Raw genomic sequence first — 17,430 nt, 5'->3', positions numbered from 1 at the left:
CGGCCGCCTTCTTAAGCTTTGGCTGTCCAACTCCGATGAGAAGGTCCGTCTCACACCCTGTGATACGAACGCGGAGAGGCAGAGATCTAGTCTCAGTGTGTTCGCGATCATGCCCGGTTCGGAACGTGGGTGCAGGTCGCCGTCTGCAGGTCGCTTCTGCCTGCCGTCTCGGACTCCCGAAACGTCAGTGCCCTCCTCCATAATCGGGGCACCCTCTTCAACGAAGGACCTCATCCCTGTGACGATCACCCAGCACGAGCTCGAGTCCCGGCTGTGGGACGCCGCGAACGCGCTCCGCGGCCCCGTCGACCCGGCTGACTTCAAGACCTACGTCTTCCCGATGCTGTTCTGGAAGTGGATCAGCGACACCTGGGTCTACGAGCACGACGCGGCGTTCGATGAGTACGGCGACAACCTCGACGACGAGATCGAAGCCGACTTCCATCGGTTCGAGCTGCCCAAGGGCACGCTGTGGAGCGAGGTCACCGAGAAGGTCACCAACCTCGGTGCGGAGATCGTGAAGACCTTCCAGCGGATCGAAATGGCCAACCCCCGCTCGCTCGCCGGCGTCTTCGGCGACGCCTCATGGGGCAACCAGGAGCGCATCCCGGAGTCGGCTCTGCTGGGGCTCATCCGAGCGTTCAACAAGATCACGCTCGACCCGTCGACGGTCTCACACGACCTGCTCGGCGCAGGCTATGAGTACTTGCTGAAGAACTTCGCCGACGAGTCGGGCAAGAAGGCCGGCGAGTTCTTCACCCCCCGTGAGGTCGTGAACCTTCTCGTCGGGATCCTCCAACCTGAGCCGGGCGAGTCCGTCTACGACCCGGCCTGCGGCTCCGGCGGGATGCTTGTCGCAACGATCAACCAGCTGCGCGAGTCTGGTAAGGACCACCGCACGCTCAGGGCGTACGGCCAGGAGATCAACCTGACGACGGCCTCGATCGCCCGGATGAACTTGTTCCTGCACGAGATCGAGGACTTCGACATCAAGCGCGGAGACACCCTCCGCGCTCCGGCGTTCAAGGCCCCCAGCGGTGCGGTCCGTCAATTCGACGCCGTGATCGCCAACCCGCCGTTCTCGCTAGTGAATTGGGGAGCAGACCGCTGGTCCTCGGATCCGCGAGCCATCTGCGGCGTGCCGCCGGCGCAGAACGGCGACTACGCCTTCATCCAGCACATGGTCTCGTCGATGAAGCCTGAAACTGGTCGTGTCGGCGTGGTGATGCCCAATGGCGTACTGTTCCGCGGCGGCGCGGAAGCGAAGATCCGCCGGGGCCTAATCGAGAAGCGCGTTCTGGACGCCGTCGTCGGACTGCCGCCCAAGCTGTTCTACTCGACTGAAATCCCGGCATGCCTGTTGATCTTCCGCGACAAGAAGCCTGAGGACCGTAAGGAGCACGTCCTCTTCATCGACGGCTCGGCCCGGTTCGTTAAGGGCAAGAAGCAGAACCGTATGTCCGAGGATGACGTCAAGACTCTCATCGAGGCGTACGAGACAGGCAACGACCCAGATGGTGGGGGCGGTGCGAGCGTCCGGCTGGTGCCGTTCGAGGAAATCAAGCAGAACGGCTTCGACCTGAACATCGGCCGCTACATCAAGGTTGCTGCAGAGGAAACTGCCGATCTGGGTGCAGCTTTCGTCGCGTATGCCGATGCTCGCCAAAACCGGATGGATGCCGAAGCTGTCATGTTTGAGCGACTCGCAGCGGCAGGCGTCGACCTGAGCATGTTCGGGATGTCCAGTGGCTGAGTGGGAGCGGGTTCAGCTCGACGAGGTCATCGCGCTGAACGTCGACGCGGTCCCGGTCACGGCGACGACCTCCTACGACATCGTCGGTGTCTTGAACCGCGGTCGAGGCCTGCTGTTCCGGGGCCCGATCGCTGGCGATGAGACCTCGTACAAGACGCTGAATCGCATCCGTCCTAATCAGATCGTCTACAGCCGCTTGAAGGCGTTCGAAGGAGCAATCACTGTTACTCCGAACGACCTGGGCGAGGTTTACGCGTCGCAAGAATTTCCAACGTTCACGTGCGGCGAGCGAATGCTACCCGAATACATCCGGCTCCTTACCACCACAAAACGACTCTGGGAGCAACTGCAGGCACTGTCGACCGGCATGGGCGGCAGGCGCGAGCGGGTCAAGCCCGCTGACTTCTTGACGATTAAAATCGCTCTCCCATCCTTGTCAGAGCAGCGTCGCGTCATCGATGTCATGGCTGCCGTAGACGCGCAGGTCGCGACACTGGATGCGGAAGCGGCAACAGTTCGCCACCTCTTGCGATGTGCGCTGTCTGACCACTTTGAATCAGTTCTCGGACGCCAGCTTCCCATTAAGGACCTCTGTTCGCATGTGGTCGGTGGAATTTGGGGCTCGCCCGAGGGTGAGAACGAGGTTGATGTACTGGCTCTGGGACCCCGAATCTATGCCCCTGCTACGACAGGATTCGTTACTGATGGATCCCCGATGCGGTCGTTCACGAAAAAACAAGTTGAGCGGCGACTTGTGCAACCTGACGACATTATTCTGGAGCGATCAGGTGGTTCTCCAGAGCAGCCCGTTGGGCGGGTGGTCATCGCTGGATCAGGTCTGCCGGCGTGCATCCCGACAGATTTCCAGCGACTTATGCGACCCGACGTCGAAAAGGTTGAGCCCCGCTACCTATTCTGGCGGCTTCAGCATGATTGGAACGCAGGTCTCACGCGATCCTTCAGCCGGCGAACAACTGGAATCACGAACCTCTCAGTCAAGGACTACATTGCTCGCGCAGTGCCCGTTCCTGACAAAAACGAGCAAAGGGCTATCATTGCCGTCGCGGATGCTATCGACTTGAGCCTCACTGAGATCACGAACGAGCTAGCTCGCCTCCGCACCCTCCGCTCCGCGCTCCTGGAATCGCTCCTGAACCAGGAAATCGAGATTCCCGAGTCTTACGACGTTTTGTTCGAAAGGGTGTCCTGACGTGGGGTGGACGGAAGCGAGCACCATTCAGCGCTCACTGCTCGAATGGGCCGAGGAGGCCGGCTGGGAACACCTCCAGGGGGAAGCCTTACCGCGCGATGAGCATGACGTCATCATCGAGAACTGGGCACGCGAAGCCTTAATCGCGCTGAACCCAGAGTTGGCCGACGACCCTGAGTCGGCGGACCTCGTTCTACATGAGGTCAATCAGGCTGTCCTCGATGCACATAATGGTCTCGTTGCAGCCAACGAGCGGCTGACCGTGATGCTACGTGGCGACCACTCATTCACGACAATCGATGGTAGGCATGTGCCTCGTCGGCTGATCGACTTCAAAGACCTCAACAACAACCGCTTCACTGTCGCTGACGAGGTCACCGTCAACGGTGCGACCAAACCGCGCCGGTTCGACGTCGTCTACTACGTCAACGGGTTTCCGCTGGTCGTTGCCGAGACCAAGACGCCTGTGAAGCATCAGGTCTCGTGGGTCAACGCCGCGAAGGACCTTCACGACGTGTACGAGGAGGAGTACCCGAACTTCTTCGCGACGAACGTCTTCAACATCGCCACCGAGGGCCTTGAGTTCCGCATGGCTCCGATCCGTGCGGTGCCGGACCCCGGCTCCGAGATCTGGGCCCCGTGGGGGTCCACTGAGGACGACCCGAAGACCGTCACGGGACCGGCTCGTGTCGAGCGGGCCGCGCGCTTGTTGCTGCGGCCGGAGCCGATCCTGGCGGTCCTCAAGGACCTGGTGATGTTCCGTCACGCTCGGGACGCCTCCGAGGTCGACATCAAGTTCTTGCCTCGCTACCCGCAGTTTGAGGCGGCTCTAGCGATCCACGCCAAGGTGCTTGCCGGGCGTCCTGGCGGACTGATCTGGCATCACCAGGGATCGGGCAAGACCGAACTCATGGCGTTCGCCGCCGCCCGTTTGCTGCGCGATGTCGCGGTGACGGAGAAGTTCGGGAGCGCGCCGACGGTCATCGTGATCGCCGACCGTAAGGACCTGGTCCGGCAGACGGCGGAGATGTTCGAGACTGCCGGAATGCCACGGATGACGGTGCCTCGCAACCGGCGCGAGCTGCACGCTCTGCTGCGCAGCGGTGAGTCTGGCGTGGTCATCACGACGGTGCACAAGTTCGCTGAGGCCGGCCATCTGAACAACCGGTCGAACATCGTGGTCCTCGTCGACGAGGCGCACCGCTCGCAGGAGGGGAAGTTCGGCGACGCGTGGCGCGCGGCGGTGCCGAACGCGAAGTTCTTCGGTGCGACAGGTACTGCGATCGAGGACAAGGACCGTTCGACGTTCAAGCTGTTCGGCGACCCTGACGACCCGGACTTTGTGATGTCGCGGTACACCCCGGAGCAATCCATCGCCGATGGGTTCACCAAGCCAGTGATCGTGGAGGGCCGGTCTGTCTGGTTCAACCTCGACAAGGAAGCCCTGGACGAGGCGTTCGATGAGCTGGCCGCAGAGGAGGGCCTGGACGAGGAGGAGAAGGTCTTCCTGTCGGGGAAGGCTTCTCACATCGAGACGATCCTGTCCAACCCCGAGCGCGTGGCGGCTGTGTGTGCCGACATCGTCGACCACTTCCTTACCTATGTCGCGCCTTTGGGACAGAAGGCTCAGGTCGTGGCCTACAACCAGCGCCTCGTGATTGCGTACGCCAGGGCTATCGAGGCCGAGCTGGAGCGCCGGGCTGCAGTCATGCCGGACGGTCGACTCCGTGAGGTCGGTGTTGTGATGCACGTCGCCGACAGCAAGGAGACCCCGAAGGAGCACAAGAAGCACCTGCTCACTCCGGAGCAGGAGGAGGCGCTTAAGCGCCGCTTCAAGAAGGTCGATGACCCGATGTCGTTCATCGTCGTCACCGCGAAGTGGATGACCGGCTTCAATGCGCCCATCGAAGGTGTCCTGTATCTCGACAAGCCCGCCAAAGACACGAACCTGTTCCAGACGATCACGCGGCCCAACCGTCCGTGGAAGAACCCTGTCACCGGTCAGCGCAAGGACTTCGGGCGGGTCGTCGACTACATCGGTCTCGCGAGGGCCATCGGCAAGGCAGTCGCCGGCCCAAAGGTGAAGGACGACGAAGAGGACGAGCTCAACGTCACCGACGCCTCCAAGCTGGCGGGGAAGTTCGTCGCCGACCTCACGCGTCTACTGCATCTGTTCGACGGCATCGACACCAGTGACTCGTCGTTCGAGTCGCTCGCCGAGGCACACGAGCGGATTCCCGAGGGCGGCGGGCAGCGCACCGAGTTCATCGAGATCTACATCGCACTGCAGACGGTGTGGGAGTTCCTCGACCCGCACCCGATGCTCCGGCCGTTCACGGGCCAGTACTTCTGGCTCGCGAAGGTGTACGAGTCGATCCGGCCCAAGGACGTCTCCAAGACGTTCCTCTGGGCACGTCTCGGCGCGAAGACCACAGATCTGATCCACGGTCACATGACCGATGTGGGCGTGAAGTCGATGCCGTCGAAGACAGTCACGCTCGACGCTGCCGGCCTGGCGCTGGTGAAGAAGATCGCCGAGCAACTGAAGCTCTCCGAGCGGCAGACGCCGGAGTCGAAAGCCGATGACGTGTACCAGGAGGTCCTCGACTCCATCGAGGCGCGCCTCAGGCGTCGGCTCGCCGATACCGAGAGCCCGGCGTACCGGTCGCTGGCGGAGCGGATCGAAAAGCTCCGCACCAAGGCGATCGAGAACGTAGAGGATTCGCTGGCGTTCCTCGAGGAAGCGCTGAAGATCGCTCAGGACGTGGTCGCAGCGGATCGGGCAGCTGAACAGGGCGACCAGGAAGCGCTCGACCGGCTGGCCGATCCGAAGCGTGGAGCGCTCACTCAGATCGTCGCGGAGAACACACCGCCTGGGCTGCACAAGATCGTCCCCGACATAGCCTCGCGGATCGACTCGATCGTCGTCGAGGTCGCCTATGCCGGTTGGAGCGCGAGCGACGCGGGCGACAAACGCGTTCGTCGCGAGCTGCGCTCCGTCTTGAAGGAGTACGGCTTGCCGATCAAGGGCGAGCTGTTCGACCGAACGTACGAGTACGTGCGGGAAAACTATTGACGACTTCACGATCGGGACCATCGTGAAATCGTCCTGCCATCGGGACCAAGCTCACCTTCGTCCGTGTCTTCCAGCGCCTTCTCGATCTCACTGAAGAGGATGTGGGTGACCTGGTCGCGGATGGCACCATGTGGGGCGATCGTGCAGGAAGCCCCGAACGAACCGAATGACTCGGCCTCTCTGCTGGGCGTCGTTGTCGGCGGGGGACGACGGGCAGGGCGCTGGCGGTGCTGCTCAGATGGACGCTTCGTCCTCCGCTACAGCTCACGCAGGCCGACCAGCACCCTGCCGATCAACAGGGGGTCGGAGATCGGGCCGGTGGGTTCGGTTGGTTGCCCACGCTCCTCGGTCTGCCCCGTGCGGCCTAGGTCGGACCGTCTGGAACCGTGAAGGAGAAGTTCCGCCCAGACGACCTTCCCGGTCGCCGTGGTGGGGTAGTAATAGCCCCAGCGGTTGGCCATCTCGCTCACCAGGAACAGTCCGCGTCCTCCAATGGCTTCCAGGCCCACCTCGCGCCGTACTGGCGGCCGGGGATCGCGGTCTGCGACTTGGACGAGCAAGCCCGTTCCCGTCAGCTGGAGTCCTAGGGTGAACGTGCTGATGTCAGCGAGGCTCGGGTATCCGGTGCCGTGCGGCTCGTTGTCGGCCGGGTGGCGGATCGCGTTGGTGGTGAGCTCGGAGACGATGAGGTTGGCCGTCTCGATGACAGCGCCCGGGATCTGCCAGCGGTGCAGGATGTCGGCGGTGTGCCGGCGGGCCCAGAGGACCGCGTTGGGGGTATCGGCCAAGGTCAGGTGGCTGACGTACGGATGGCCTTGAGACATGAGGTGCCTCCCGCTCGGGGCTGCGTAGGTGTGCGGGTGCCTGCTGTTGGCGTTGATCAGGTGGTCCCGCCGTCCCGTGGTGGCCGGATCGCCGGCCACCACGGTCAGAGGTCCTATGCGCTCCCGTGCGGATCACTCGCGGGCTACGCGGCTACTTCGTGGCGACCACGTAGACGCTGGCCCACTGGCGCTTTGGGTTGGCCATCGTGGGGTCGAAGGTCCACGGCTTGACGGTGCGGAAGCGGACCTCGGTGAAGAGCTGGGCGAGCTTCTCGTGGTCGTACGCCCAGTAGTGGGGGTTGTAGGTCGGGTCGTCGTCCTGGTCGCGGAAGACGTAGTTGATGAGGTCGAGGTAGGTGTTGATGTCGCCTCGGCACTGCCGCTTGGCGTACCACCGCTCGATCATCTCGGCGGCCCGGTCCGGCGGTGCCGGGTACTGGTTCAGGACGAAGGCGGCGTCGGGGACGCCGGTGATGAGCTGTCCGCCAGGCGCGAGGACGCGGTAGGCCTCGTGGGCGTAGTGCTTGGCGGAGCGCGGGTAGTCGATGTGCTCCAGGAAGTGCTCGGAGAAGATCATCTCGGCGCTGGCGTCGGCGAGCGGGATGCCCTCGCGCACGTCCCACAGGAGGTCGGCCGGCGGGACGATGTCGATGTTGAAGAACCCGTCGACGCGGTGTCCGCCGCCGCCGATCTGGACCTTGGTGGGGCCGGGCTTGAGGACACCGTCGGGAAGGGCAGCGACGCTGGCCCGGTGGTGGCGGTGCAGTTCGACTTCCTTGACGGCCGCCCGGAGGGTGCGGGCGAGGCCGTTCGTGGTCGCCAGCGAATCGAGGGCCTGGTCGAGCTGGGCGAGGAGGGCGGTTATCTGCTGGTCGTGCGGGGTCATCGCGTCTCGCTTCCTGGGTCGCCTGGGATGAGGGTCAGGTGGTGCGGGAGCTGAGCTGGTCGATCGTCCACAGGCCCAGCCCGTTGCCGGGGTGGTGTCGGCCGCCGTCTGTGAAGTCGGCGTCGAAGTGCTCGACGGGCTTGGGCAGGTGGAACGGGGCCGCCTGGAGGTTGAGCGGGCGCCAGTGGGTGTCCGTGGTGTCGCGGTTCTCGGCGAGGCCGACGTAGGTGGTGGCGAGCAAGTACGTCGAGTTGCTGGTGGCCACGCGGTCGAGGAACGTGAGCACCTCGTGGTGGGTGAGGTGGACGAGACAGTCTCGTGCGATGACGAGGTCCGCTGCCGGGATGTCGTCCCTGCTCAGGTCGGCCCGCCGGAAGGAGATGCGCTCGGTGCCGTGCCGTTCCTGGTTGAGCTGGACGAGGTCGGGGACGACGTCGAGGCCGAGGTAGGCGTCCAGCCGGTCGAATCCGTCGACGTGGCGGATCCAGTTGACGTCGCCGCATCCGGCGTCCGTGACGGTGCGGATCGGGTAGCGCGCGAGCACCGAGGCGAGGGCGGCTCGGACGGCCTCGGTCTGGCGCATCTCGGAACCGGGCCCGGAGACCGACTCGGGGGATCCCCAGTGATTGGTGCGGTAGATCTCGGTGAAGAGCGCTTCGGCGGGCTGGGTGGGCGCCGGCCAGGCGGTGGTGGATGGGGTGGTAGGGCCGTGGGGGGGCATGCGTCTCCTCCGCGATCGGTCGTCGAGGGGCGTGGGGCAGCGGTCAGCGGCTGCTGTTGCGCATGAGCGTGTACTTGATGTCGACCAGGCGCGGCGCGATGCTCAGCGTCAGTTGCTCGGTCGGGTGGAGGTGCCCGGAGCCGTCCGGCTCGGCACGCCAGACGCGGTAGTCCAGGTTCGGGTAGGCCGGGTTGATGCCGATCTCGCCCTTGGGCATCGTGCCGTTGAACGGCACCACGATGTCCATGTGGTTCCAGTAGTTCCAGGCTTGCAGGGCCTTGTGCTGGTCGAAGTAGAAGTAGAAGTCGGGGTAGCGGCCGAAGCTGCGGAGCTCCCGGTGGATGAGGTGACCGAGCAGCGGGCCGAGCTGGGTGGCGAGGCTGTCGAACTCCCAGCGGGTTCGGTGCCAGGCTTCGGGCACCTGCCCGCTGGTGAAGAGCCGCGCGGCCACGAGGTAGCTGATCCGCTCGACCATGTAGGCGCGGGTGTGGTCGGCGTCGATGGTCGGGTCCACCCGCTGCAGGAGTGCGGCCAGCTGCTGCGGGCGGGGGTGAAACCTGGCGAGGTTGAACTTGCCGGCCATGTCCGGGAAGGAGGCAAACAGCATCTCCTTGTACAGCCAGTTGTTGAACTCCCCGAGGTCGGCCAGCTGACGGGTCCGTACGGAGGTGGAGTGGAGCATGAGGTACTCGGCGAGGGCCTCGAAGTAGAGGTAACCGAGGATCGGCAGCCGGGGGATGGCCGCATCCAGCAGCTGGAGGAAGCCCTCCGTGGCCACGGTCGAGCCCTGGTAGACGATGCCGGCGGCCAGGGCCAGGAACGCGGCGGAGTTCTTGATCCGGCCGACGACGGTCTCGCGCAGGTGGTGCCGCTCGGTCTTGCTGAGCAGGTACTCCAGGTCGGTGTAGATCTGCAGGTGGATCGACCCCAGCCGCAGGTAGTCCACGCCTGCCAATCCGCGGTACGCCTGGGGCGGCGCGGTGATTTCGAAGATCAGCGGCGTGGGCGTGCGCTGGCTCAGGCCGACTTTGGCGAGGAAGGCCGGGGCCTCCTTGGTGAGGACGTAGGCGGCCAGGTTGTGCATGCGGAAGCCATGGTCCGTCTGTGTGAGCGGCGCGCAGTAGATGCTGCCGACGAGGCATCCGCCGGAGGGGTAGAGCACCCCTTCCCTGCTGATCTCTTCCAGGGCGTGGGTGACGTGGAGCAGGTGCAGCTTGCCGTCGCTGCTCAGGCTGTCGAAGAGCGCGTTCTTTCGGAGCAGGCTGCCGTTCGGCGTTTCGTCGGTCAGGCGCTTGTGCCAGGCAGCCGTCTGGGCCGTCAGCGGGTCGTCGTGCCCGGCATCGGGCAGCAACGCGGAGTCGAAGAAGGCGTGCGCGTCGGCCCACAGGCCGTAGGCGTCGCGGAGGTTCACGGCTACACCAGTCCCTTCTCAGCAAGCGCGAACCGGACGGCTTCGGCGCTGCTGGCTCCGGCGAGGTGCGCGGTCTCGGAGACGGCGACGAGGTCGAAGGCCACGGCGCGGAGCTGGTCGAAGGCCGGCTCACGAACGTGCCGCACGTCGGGCCACCAGCTGAGCTTCGGCAAGCGGTAACGGTCGAGCGCGTCGGCGGCCTTCACCAGGTCGCAGATGAGTTCGGCGCGGGCGTAGTCGGCCCGATCGTCCGAGCAGAAGGCGTCGTACGGCAGGTCGTGCAGGCGGATGGCGGTCGCTGCCTGGATGATCCGCCGAGGCGTGGCCACCGTGCCGAAGTGGGTCCAGACGGTGTCGGCGTTGGCGGCCAGCCAGATGGCAGCACGGGCACCGTGGCCCCGGTCGTCCTTGTCGTGCAGGCGCTGGCAGTCGTGGACGGCAGCGGCCAGGACGACCGTGGCGGTGTCGGCATCGTCCAGCCCGTGGATCTCGGCGAGCAGGGCGGCCAGCGTGGCGGTCCGCATGCTGTGCCGGACACCGTGGAGTGAATCCTGGAGGCGGGGCTCCGCCAGCCACGATGCGGGAAGGGCGGACCGGCCCAGGAGGTGCTTCGAAGCCGGCCGCAGAGGTGATGTCCAGGCCGCGCCGAGGTCGGGCCGGTTGGCCTTGATCCACTCGACGGTGGCCGGGTCCATGTACTGGTGGTGCGGCAGCTGCCTTCGGGCAGCCAGGTCGACCAGGCTCGTGGTCGTCGGGGTCGTGCTCATCTGTGCCCACCCCCTTCTGGTGGTCTACCGCGGTGAGGGGCTCTACCGGATCGGCGCGGCCTGCGCCTCGCGCGCCTTGCGCTCCTGCTCGGCGGTCTCGAAGGCGGCGGCGAAGTCGGCCAGCTCCTGCTCGCTCATCAGCGTCACGCCGAGTTCGAAGGCGACGTCGACGATCTGGGCGGACGCCTCGTCGCGGGCCGCGTCCGAGGCGCCGTCGTCGAGCAGCACCTCGAACTCGGCGTGGTAGCCCCACGCCTCGCTCCACTTGAGCGCGATCTCCACGCCCTGGAAGCGGAAGTTGTGGCGGAAGTTGAACGCCTCGTGCATCGCGGACCCGAAGCCGAGCGCGTTGAACACCTTCACGGCCGCCGGGACGTCCTCGCGGGCGATGGCGAACTCGGTCTCGGGGAAGGCTGCCCCCTGGCCGATCTTGCTGCCCTTGAGGGTGATCTTGGCGGTACCGGCGGCGGTGTTGTCCGTGACCTTGAGCAGCTGCTCGGGCAGCACGTAGAAGTAGATGTGCTTGGCGTCGTCGCCCAGGTCCTCGCCGTCCTTCCTCAGGCGGTCCATGAGCCGGTTATGGGTCTCCTTGTCGAAGCGGGCGCGCATCTCGATCTCGACAGCCACAGTCGTGTCTCCTCGTTTCAGGCATGGCGGATCCAGCCGAACCAAGGTGGGGTGGCCCCTGGCTGGTTCGGATGGAGCGTTGTGGAGTTGGTGGTGGTGCCGGGTGGTGCGGCCGACCGTCACTTCATCGGCCGCACCACCCGAGAGGGGTCAGCCCAGGTCGCCGAAGCGCTCGCGGATCACACCGGCGTGCAGGTAGTTCGGCAGCGGGACGCCGCCGACCGCCACGCGGGCGGTCGCCGCCTGGTCCTCGGTCTCGCTTGGGAAACCCTCCAGCAGCTGGAGGCACTGCTGCACCCACTCGCGGGACTTGGGCCAGTCGCCGGCATCCCGGAGGCGGACCGCCAGCGCGTAGGCGGTCTCGGTGGCCGCCCAGCGGTCGGTCGCCAGCTCGCGCTGGAAGATCGACTCCAGCTCCTCGGCGGAGGCCAGGCGGGTCTGGTTGGTCATGGTGCCCTCTCAGATCAGACGGTGGTGCCCCGGTGGTGGTCAACGCAGCGGCGTCCAAGTGGTGACGCCGCGACCTGCCGTCAGTTGGTGAAGATCTCGACCAGCGTGCGGTACTCGTGCAACTCGTCCTTGTCGAACCACAGCTCGACCTCCTGCGCGGCTTCCTCCTTGTTGCCGGAGGCGTGGACCAGGTTGGCCACGGCCTTGCCGACTGCCACGCTGCCCGTGGAGCTCATGTGCGAGAGGTCGCCGCGGATCGTGCCGGCCGGAGCTTGGTTCGGGTAAGTGCTGCCCACGATCTTCCGAACGGTGGCGATGGCGTCGTAGCCCTCCAGCACCAGGGCGATGACCGGCCCCTGCTGCATGAAGGTGGCGGTGAGGTTGTAGACCTCGGCCCCGAGCCGCTCCTCGAGGTCGAAGTAGTGCTTGCGAGTGAACTCCTCGTCCATCCACTTCATCTTGACGCCGACGATCTTCAAGGCGGCGTCCTCGAAGCGCGAGATGATCCTTCCCCCGAGGCCGCGTACCAGCGCGTCGGGCTTGAGCAGGACGAGCGTGCGCTCGACCGTGTGGACCTGGTCCTCGGCCATCAGTTCCCTTTCAGCTTTCTGGCATTCAGACATGACGAACGATCAGTTCGTCATGAACCGAGGTTACCGGCGCTGGCGAGCGACTTTCGGCGCTCCGACCTACCCCTCGAACGGGTGAACCCTCCGCGATTCTGGGGCGGTCGATCCGCCGCCCTGTCGACACGGCGGTCTCGCGGGCTCAATCGCCCAACTCGCTGTCCTGCTTCGGGTACTCACCTAGAATCTCCGAGGGGGTCGGCGTGTATGTCCTGTTACTCCCGGGCGCTTCCCAGAGCTCAAGTTGCCTAGGTGAGCCTGGCCTTGGGGTGCCGACTGCAAGTCTTCCGGTATCCACGCCGCGCAGCGATGAAGCGCCAGTGCAGTCGATGTGCATCTTCGACGCACGCCTCCTGCACTGCAGCGACCACGACGGAGAGGGAACGGCGTTGGACGTCATCGAGGTCTGGAGCGGTCGTTACGCCTGCCTGCTCCAGTCCGCCCTCCGCCTCACCAACGAGGCTTTCGCCAATCAGCTCGGGATCGCGATGCGAACGGTGGCCACATGGCACGCTGACCCCTCCGTCGTACCGAGAGCCGAGATGCAGCAGCTCCTCGACGCCGCCCACGAGAAGGCTTCAGACGCGGCCCGTCAGCGCTTCGCCCTCCTGGCAGCGAAAGAGCGCGGTGGCACCCCCGAGTCCGGCACGCCGGCTGCGCAGGCCCTCCGGGTGGCCATCTCGGTTGTCCTCCGGCAGAGCAACGTGCTGCTGGTCTGCCGGCGCGACGACGACGCGTCCGGGATCACCTGGCAGTTCCCGGCCGGAGTGATCAAGCCCGGCACGAAGCCGGAGACCGCAACCGTCCGGGAGACGCTCGACGAAACCGGGGTCCACTGTGCCGTCCGCCGGAGCCTCGGCAGCCGCCTCCACCCGGTGACGGGTGTGCTCTGCGAGTACTTCCTGTGCGAGTACCTGGCTGGCGAGGCGACCAACAGCGACACCGTCGAGAACGTCGACGTGATGTGGGTTCCTCGAAACTCGGTGACCCGCTTCATCGACGCCGATACGATCTTCCCACCCATCCTGGCCGCCCTGGAGGAGCAGACGTGACAGAGCAGACTGCGGAGGAACGCCCGGGCATTGCCGCCGCGATCGTGGTTCACGAAGGCCGCGTTCTGATGGTGAGGCGACGGGTGAGCGAGGGCCAGCTCTCCTGGCAGTTCCCGGCCGGTGAAATCGAGACCGGCGAGTCACCCGAGCAGGCAGCTGCCCGTGAAACTGGGGAGGAGACCGGGCTCGGCGTGGCCGCGATCAAGCTCCTGGGCGAGCGCGTGCATCCGAAGACCGGCCGGCTGATGTCGTACACGGCCTGCGAGATTGTGAGCGGTACGGCCGAGGTGGTCGACACGGAGGAGCTGGACCAGCTCGCGTGGGTGGCTCTCGCCGAGATCCCCGAGTACGTGCCGTACGGGCTGTTCGAGCCGGTGCAAGAGTACCTGGACGCCACCCTCGACAGCTGATCAAACTTCGACGGAAACGGCCCTGTGGGCGACCCACCTGCTGGTGGGTCGCCCACAGGGCCGTTGGCCTAGTTCCAGGTCGTTCCGGCCAGGAGCCCGTCATAGCCGAGGCTCATCATCGCGGAGTCGTTTCCGGTCGCTGATGGTCAGCGGCGTCGGGACTGGGTTCCGGGCTGTTGGAGGGAAGCCGTGGTGGTCGGGCTGGTGGTGTGATGGCGGACGGTCGGGGTGGCAGGCGAGCGCAAGAGCGCGGCTTCGACGGTGCGGTTGGGTGTGGGGTTGTAGCTGGTGTGCTGGATGCGGGCGATGAGGACCTTGGCGGGCAGGTGGGCGCTGCCGAGTTCGCGGCGGGCGGCGGCCTCGGTGAGGAGCTGGTGGGGTTTGTGGCCGCCGGCTTCGGCGTCGGCGAGGACGGTGGCGAGGGCGGGCCAGTTGGGGTCGGCGAGGATACGGGCGGCGTGGTCGGGGATGGCGGCGCGGACGTCGTTGGCGAGGGGGTTGCGGGTCTGCTCCTTGGGCTGGCGTTGGGCGAGGAAGGCGAGCTGGTCGGCGGCGGCCTGGTCGTAGGCGGCCTGGAGGTGCTGGACGGTTCGGCGGGCGGCTTCGGCTTGCTGGGCGTGGCCCTTGGCGGTGTGCCAGCGCTGGGACAGGATCGCGGCCCAGGCGAGGGCCGCGACGAGGACAGCGAGGGTGCTTCCGCCCTTGCCACTGCCGGCGTGCACGAGGTCGCGGGCCGCTTGCCGCAGACCGGCTGCCGCCGTGTGGTCGGCGCTGATCTGGGAGCGCTGGGCTCGGGCGAACGACTTCGCTGCTGCTCGAAGTTCGCCGCGTAGGTCGTCGGGTGCCGTCTGGGCGGTGGCCGCGATCAGTTCGCCGAGGGCGGTGATGTGGGCCTGCGCACGCGCATCGCCGCTGTCGCCGGTGGTGTCGTGGTCGGTGGTGAAGGTGTCGAGAGCGTTGGTGGCGTGCTGCCAGGGGGTGGCGGGCTTGTTACGACGGGCGGTGGGGTGCTCCTCCGGCTTGCTGGCCGCAAGGAGGGCCTGGAGCTTCGGCAGGGACAGGTCGGGGGCGATCTTCCCGCCGGGGATGTAGTTCGGCTGCCCGTTGGCCTTCAGGTCGCCGGGGCGGGCGACGGAGTAGCCCTGGAGGTCGCCGGACGGGAAGCGGCGGATCTTGACCTCGACGCCATCGGCCTGGAGGTAGGCGAGAAGTTCCTCCGCGCTGCTCGCGTGGGGGATGGCGGCGCGGATGCAGTCCTGGAGCCACTCGCGGCTGGTCTGTTCCCAGCCGAGGCGCTTGGCCTTGTGCATCTCGGCCTGGGTGGGTCGGCGTTCGGCGGTCCGGTCGCCCGTGCCGAGCTGGCGCAGGCCGTAGTCCTTCTCGATCTCGCGGCACTCTATGCCGACGCGCTGACCGCTGTTGTGGAGCTTGGGGCGGCGGCCGTCCTCGCGGACGGTGGTGGCGAGGATGTGGACGTGGTCGTCGGCGTGGCGCACAGCGATCCAGCGGCATGCCAGGTCGTCGTCCTTGGGAGCGATGCCAGCGGCCTGGACGATGCGCTCGGCGATCTCGGACCACTCGGCATCGGAGAGGTAGCGGTCCTCGGGTGCAGCGCGTACGGGGCAGTGCCAGACGCGGTCGGTGAGCTTCTTGCCGGGCTCGCTGTTTCGCAGGCGGACCGGCTCGTCGAGGTAGCGGGCGAGCTGGGTGAGGGTGGCGTCCTCGTCGCGGCCGGGGTCGGGCATGGCGAGCATGGCGAAGCCGGCGACGATGTGCGGGTCGCGGTGCTCGTCGTGGCGGCCGGGTCCGTAGAGGTAGGCGAGTAGGCCGCGGGTGTTGGAGCCGGGGGCCTTGATGGGCGCGATCACGGCAGTGTTCAGCCTTCCTGGTTGGCGGGCTGGCGCAGGGCCTCGGCGATCTGCGTGAGCAGGTCGTGTAGTTCGTCGAGGGTGTGGCGGATGTCCATCGGCGGCTCATAGCCGCCGTTGAGGGCGCGGGCGATCTGGTTGACGTTGCTGGCGATACCACTGATCTGGCGCAGGACGCGGGCGCGGAACTCGTGGATGAGTCGGCGTTCTTCCGCCAGGGGCAGGTCGATGAAGAACCGGCCGGCTATGAAGGCCAGGACGACATCGGCGGCGAACCCGGACAGGCCGCGGTAGCCGTTCGCGGCGGCAGCCGCACGCAGCCGAGAATGCTCCTCGGGTGCGAACCGCAGAGGGCCGACGCGCTCCTCGCGCTTGGTGCCGGTGTAGCGGCGGTTCTTCAGCTCGGCACCATCGGTGGTGCTGTCGTCGGAGGGCTCGTTGTCGGTCTCGGTCGGGCGGACGTCGGCGAGGATCTGCTTCTAGGCGGCGAGGAGCTTGTCCGGGTCGGGGCCGCCCTCGGCCCCGACCTCCTGGCCCGGCGCGCCCTCGCGCCGGGCCGTCTCCGCCACCCCTGGGGCGGAGATCCCGCGAGTCCGGCCACGAGTCGGACTCGCGGTACTACTGGCTCCGCCAGGGGCTCGGTTGCCCAACGCCCACTGCCAAAGACCCTTCACGATATGGGACTTCCCCGTTTCCTTCGCGCTCTCGTCGGTGGTGCCGTGGGGGTGCGGGGTGTCGGTCACGGGCTGTTCTCCTGTCGCGGGGGCGTCGGGGTGCTGTGGTGCGCGCGGGGTGTGAACGCTGGCTCGGGCGACGAGCGGTTCGGCGGAAGCGCGATCCGGTGCTTTGGCGGATGTCGCTGACCACGTGTTGGACATCCGCCAGACCGGTTGGCGGTGAAGGGGCCGCCCGCCAAGTGCCGTGCGGGTCGTTGGTGGGCGGCCACCCGTGGAGCGGTGGTGCGTCAGGCAGGCACCGGGTGCTCGCGCGCCTGCTCAGGCTCGCGGTCGGCGTGCTCGGGCTGAGGGTCGGCCTGCTCATCCCGCAGGCGCGTCATCAGCTCCGTCCGGCGCTTGCTGCCGATCGGAATCCCGGCGTCGCTGAGGGCCTTCTCGACCACGGCGACGCTGGCGCCAGACTCGGCGACGATCGGCCGCATCATCTCCACGAGCTGGTCCATGGTCTTCGCGGGAGGGCGCCCAGTGCGCTTGCGTGGCACGACCGGTTCTTCATCGGAGCCCGGAACGTCGCCCCTGCGCTCCGTGACCGGCGCGGGGCCGGACGGGCCGTCCTGCTCCGCCCTGGGTGCGGGCTCGGCGTCCGGGGCGGGCTCAGGGTTTTCGTGGAGCGGGCGTTCGTCGTCGGCGGGCTCGGGCTCGGAGGTGACCTCAGTCGCGGTGATGTTGTGAGCGAGGAGGGTGCCGCCGAAGAAGGCGAGGGCGGGCCATCCGGCGACCAGGATCCGCAGCCAGGCGGGGACGTGGGCGAGGTCGAGGAGTCCGGCGGTGGCGACGTTTGCGCCGAGGGAGGCGGTCAGGGCGATGGCGAACCAGGTCCAGGCGGTGCCGGCCGGGCGTCCGGCGGTGCGCAAGGTCCGCATCCGATGCCAGGCGGCGACGAGCAGCAGATCCACCGAGACGGGGTAGGCCCAGGCTGAAGTTCCACCCTGCGGTTGGACACTCTCTGTCTACGCCGCGAGGGTGTGACCTTGCCGGTGCCGCCGCCGAATCTCGAGTGGCGTGAGGTAGC

General features: G+C 66.7%; 15 protein-coding genes and 1 pseudogene. 5 read left to right on the top strand and 11 right to left on the bottom strand.

The genetic code is table 11. The annotated features are described in order from the left end of the window. Positions 1-238 precede the first annotated feature (238 nt). The 3 genes from ACGF12_RS22065 to ACGF12_RS22055 are packed head-to-tail and all read left to right on the top strand — an operon-like array spanning position 239 to position 6,039. Positions 239-1,753: an N-6 DNA methylase gene (locus ACGF12_RS22065; RefSeq protein WP_393032541.1), complete on the top strand. Its 1,515-nt coding sequence runs from the start codon at positions 239-241 to the stop codon at positions 1,751-1,753. Beyond that, positions 1,746-2,963 carry a hypothetical protein gene (locus ACGF12_RS22060; RefSeq protein WP_393032538.1) on the top strand — a complete coding sequence of 406 codons (1,218 nt, stop codon included), beginning with the start codon at positions 1,746-1,748 and terminating at the stop codon, positions 2,961-2,963. The genes ACGF12_RS22065 and ACGF12_RS22060 overlap by 8 nt, the downstream gene beginning before the upstream one ends. 1 nt (position 2,964) lies before the next feature. Continuing rightward, a complete protein-coding gene (locus tag ACGF12_RS22055; protein WP_393032535.1) occupies positions 2,965-6,039 on the top strand; it encodes a type I restriction endonuclease subunit R in 3,075 nt (1,024 codons plus the stop codon). A 257-nt stretch (positions 6,040-6,296) separates the two neighbouring features. Here ACGF12_RS22055 and ACGF12_RS22050 read toward each other — a convergent pair whose 3' ends face one another. The 8 genes from ACGF12_RS22050 to ACGF12_RS22015 form a co-directional block, all read right to left on the bottom strand. Continuing rightward, positions 6,297-6,965, bottom strand: a complete 669-nt coding sequence (locus ACGF12_RS22050) for an ATP-binding protein (protein ID WP_393032532.1) — start codon at positions 6,963-6,965, stop codon at positions 6,297-6,299. Positions 6,966-7,014: 49 nt separating this feature from the next. Beyond that, complete coding sequence (locus ACGF12_RS22045; RefSeq protein ID WP_393032530.1) at positions 7,015-7,749, bottom strand: class I SAM-dependent methyltransferase; 735 nt, start codon at positions 7,747-7,749, stop codon at positions 7,015-7,017. 34 nt (positions 7,750-7,783) lie between these two features. Continuing rightward, positions 7,784-8,470, bottom strand: a complete 687-nt coding sequence (locus tag ACGF12_RS22040; RefSeq protein ID WP_393032527.1) for a class I SAM-dependent methyltransferase — start codon at positions 8,468-8,470, stop codon at positions 7,784-7,786. A gap of 43 nt (positions 8,471-8,513) precedes the next feature. Next, positions 8,514-9,881, bottom strand: a complete 1,368-nt coding sequence (locus tag ACGF12_RS22035) for a hypothetical protein (RefSeq protein WP_393032524.1) — start codon at positions 9,879-9,881, stop codon at positions 8,514-8,516. Positions 9,882-9,883: 2 nt separating this feature from the next. Next, on the bottom strand, positions 9,884-10,648 hold the full coding sequence (locus ACGF12_RS22030) for an HD domain-containing protein (protein WP_393032520.1): 765 nt from the start codon (positions 10,646-10,648) through the stop codon (positions 9,884-9,886). 42 nt (positions 10,649-10,690) lie between these two features. After that, complete coding sequence (locus ACGF12_RS22025) at positions 10,691-11,275, bottom strand: hypothetical protein (protein ID WP_393032516.1); 585 nt, start codon at positions 11,273-11,275, stop codon at positions 10,691-10,693. Between the two features lie 150 nt (positions 11,276-11,425). Further along, complete coding sequence (locus ACGF12_RS22020) at positions 11,426-11,725, bottom strand: hypothetical protein (protein WP_393032514.1); 300 nt, start codon at positions 11,723-11,725, stop codon at positions 11,426-11,428. Between the two features lie 80 nt (positions 11,726-11,805). Continuing rightward, entirely contained in the window at positions 11,806-12,315 is a 510-nt protein-coding gene (locus ACGF12_RS22015) for a nucleoside-diphosphate kinase (RefSeq protein WP_393032511.1), read from the bottom strand. A gap of 425 nt (positions 12,316-12,740) precedes the next feature. Here ACGF12_RS22015 and ACGF12_RS22010 point away from each other — a divergent pair, with 425 nt between their 5' ends. Both ACGF12_RS22010 and ACGF12_RS22005 read left to right on the top strand, forming a co-directional pair. Then, a complete protein-coding gene (locus tag ACGF12_RS22010) occupies positions 12,741-13,403 on the top strand; it encodes an NUDIX hydrolase (protein WP_393032508.1) in 663 nt (220 codons plus the stop codon). After that, complete coding sequence (locus ACGF12_RS22005) at positions 13,400-13,813, top strand: NUDIX hydrolase (RefSeq protein WP_393032505.1); 414 nt, start codon at positions 13,400-13,402, stop codon at positions 13,811-13,813. Before ACGF12_RS22010 ends, ACGF12_RS22005 begins: the two co-directional genes overlap by 4 nt. Positions 13,814-13,959: 146 nt before the next feature. Here ACGF12_RS22005 and ACGF12_RS22000 read toward each other — a convergent pair whose 3' ends face one another. From ACGF12_RS22000 to ACGF12_RS21990, 3 genes and pseudogenes are all read right to left on the bottom strand, one after another. After that, entirely contained in the window at positions 13,960-15,681 is a 1,722-nt protein-coding gene (locus ACGF12_RS22000; RefSeq protein WP_393032502.1) for a relaxase/mobilization nuclease domain-containing protein, read from the bottom strand. A gap of 8 nt (positions 15,682-15,689) precedes the next feature. Further along, positions 15,690-15,845 (bottom strand): plasmid mobilization relaxosome protein MobC, encoded by a 156-nt coding sequence (gene mobC / locus ACGF12_RS21995; RefSeq protein WP_393032679.1) that lies wholly within the window; start codon positions 15,843-15,845, stop codon positions 15,690-15,692. Between the two features lie 1,025 nt (positions 15,846-16,870). Continuing rightward, positions 16,871-17,350, bottom strand: a pseudogene (locus ACGF12_RS21990) (DUF2637 domain-containing protein); the annotation flags it as partial. Between the last annotated feature and the right edge of the window lie 80 nt (positions 17,351-17,430).

The sequence above is a fragment of the Kitasatospora sp. NPDC048296 genome, from assembly GCF_043201815.1.
Lineage (GTDB): Bacteria > Actinomycetota > Actinomycetes > Streptomycetales > Streptomycetaceae > Kitasatospora.
Note: the sequence above shows the minus strand (reverse complement) of the source record. Positions and strands in the feature narration are given on the sequence as shown.

Bases quoted from the DNA above. Each gene is read 5' to 3' on its own strand.
- ACGF12_RS22045 (WP_393032530.1), bottom strand. From the start codon at position 7,749: ATGACCCCGCACGACCAGCAGATAACCGCCCTCCTCGCCCAGCTCGAC.
- ACGF12_RS22040 (WP_393032527.1), bottom strand. From the start codon at position 8,470: ATGCCCCCCCACGGCCCTACCACCCCATCCACCACCGCCTGGCCGGCG.
- ACGF12_RS22030 (WP_393032520.1), bottom strand. From the start codon at position 10,648: ATGAGCACGACCCCGACGACCACGAGCCTGGTCGACCTGGCTGCCCGA.
- ACGF12_RS22020 (WP_393032514.1), bottom strand. From the start codon at position 11,725: ATGACCAACCAGACCCGCCTGGCCTCCGCCGAGGAGCTGGAGTCGATC.
- ACGF12_RS22015 (WP_393032511.1), bottom strand. From the start codon at position 12,315: ATGGCCGAGGACCAGGTCCACACGGTCGAGCGCACGCTCGTCCTGCTC.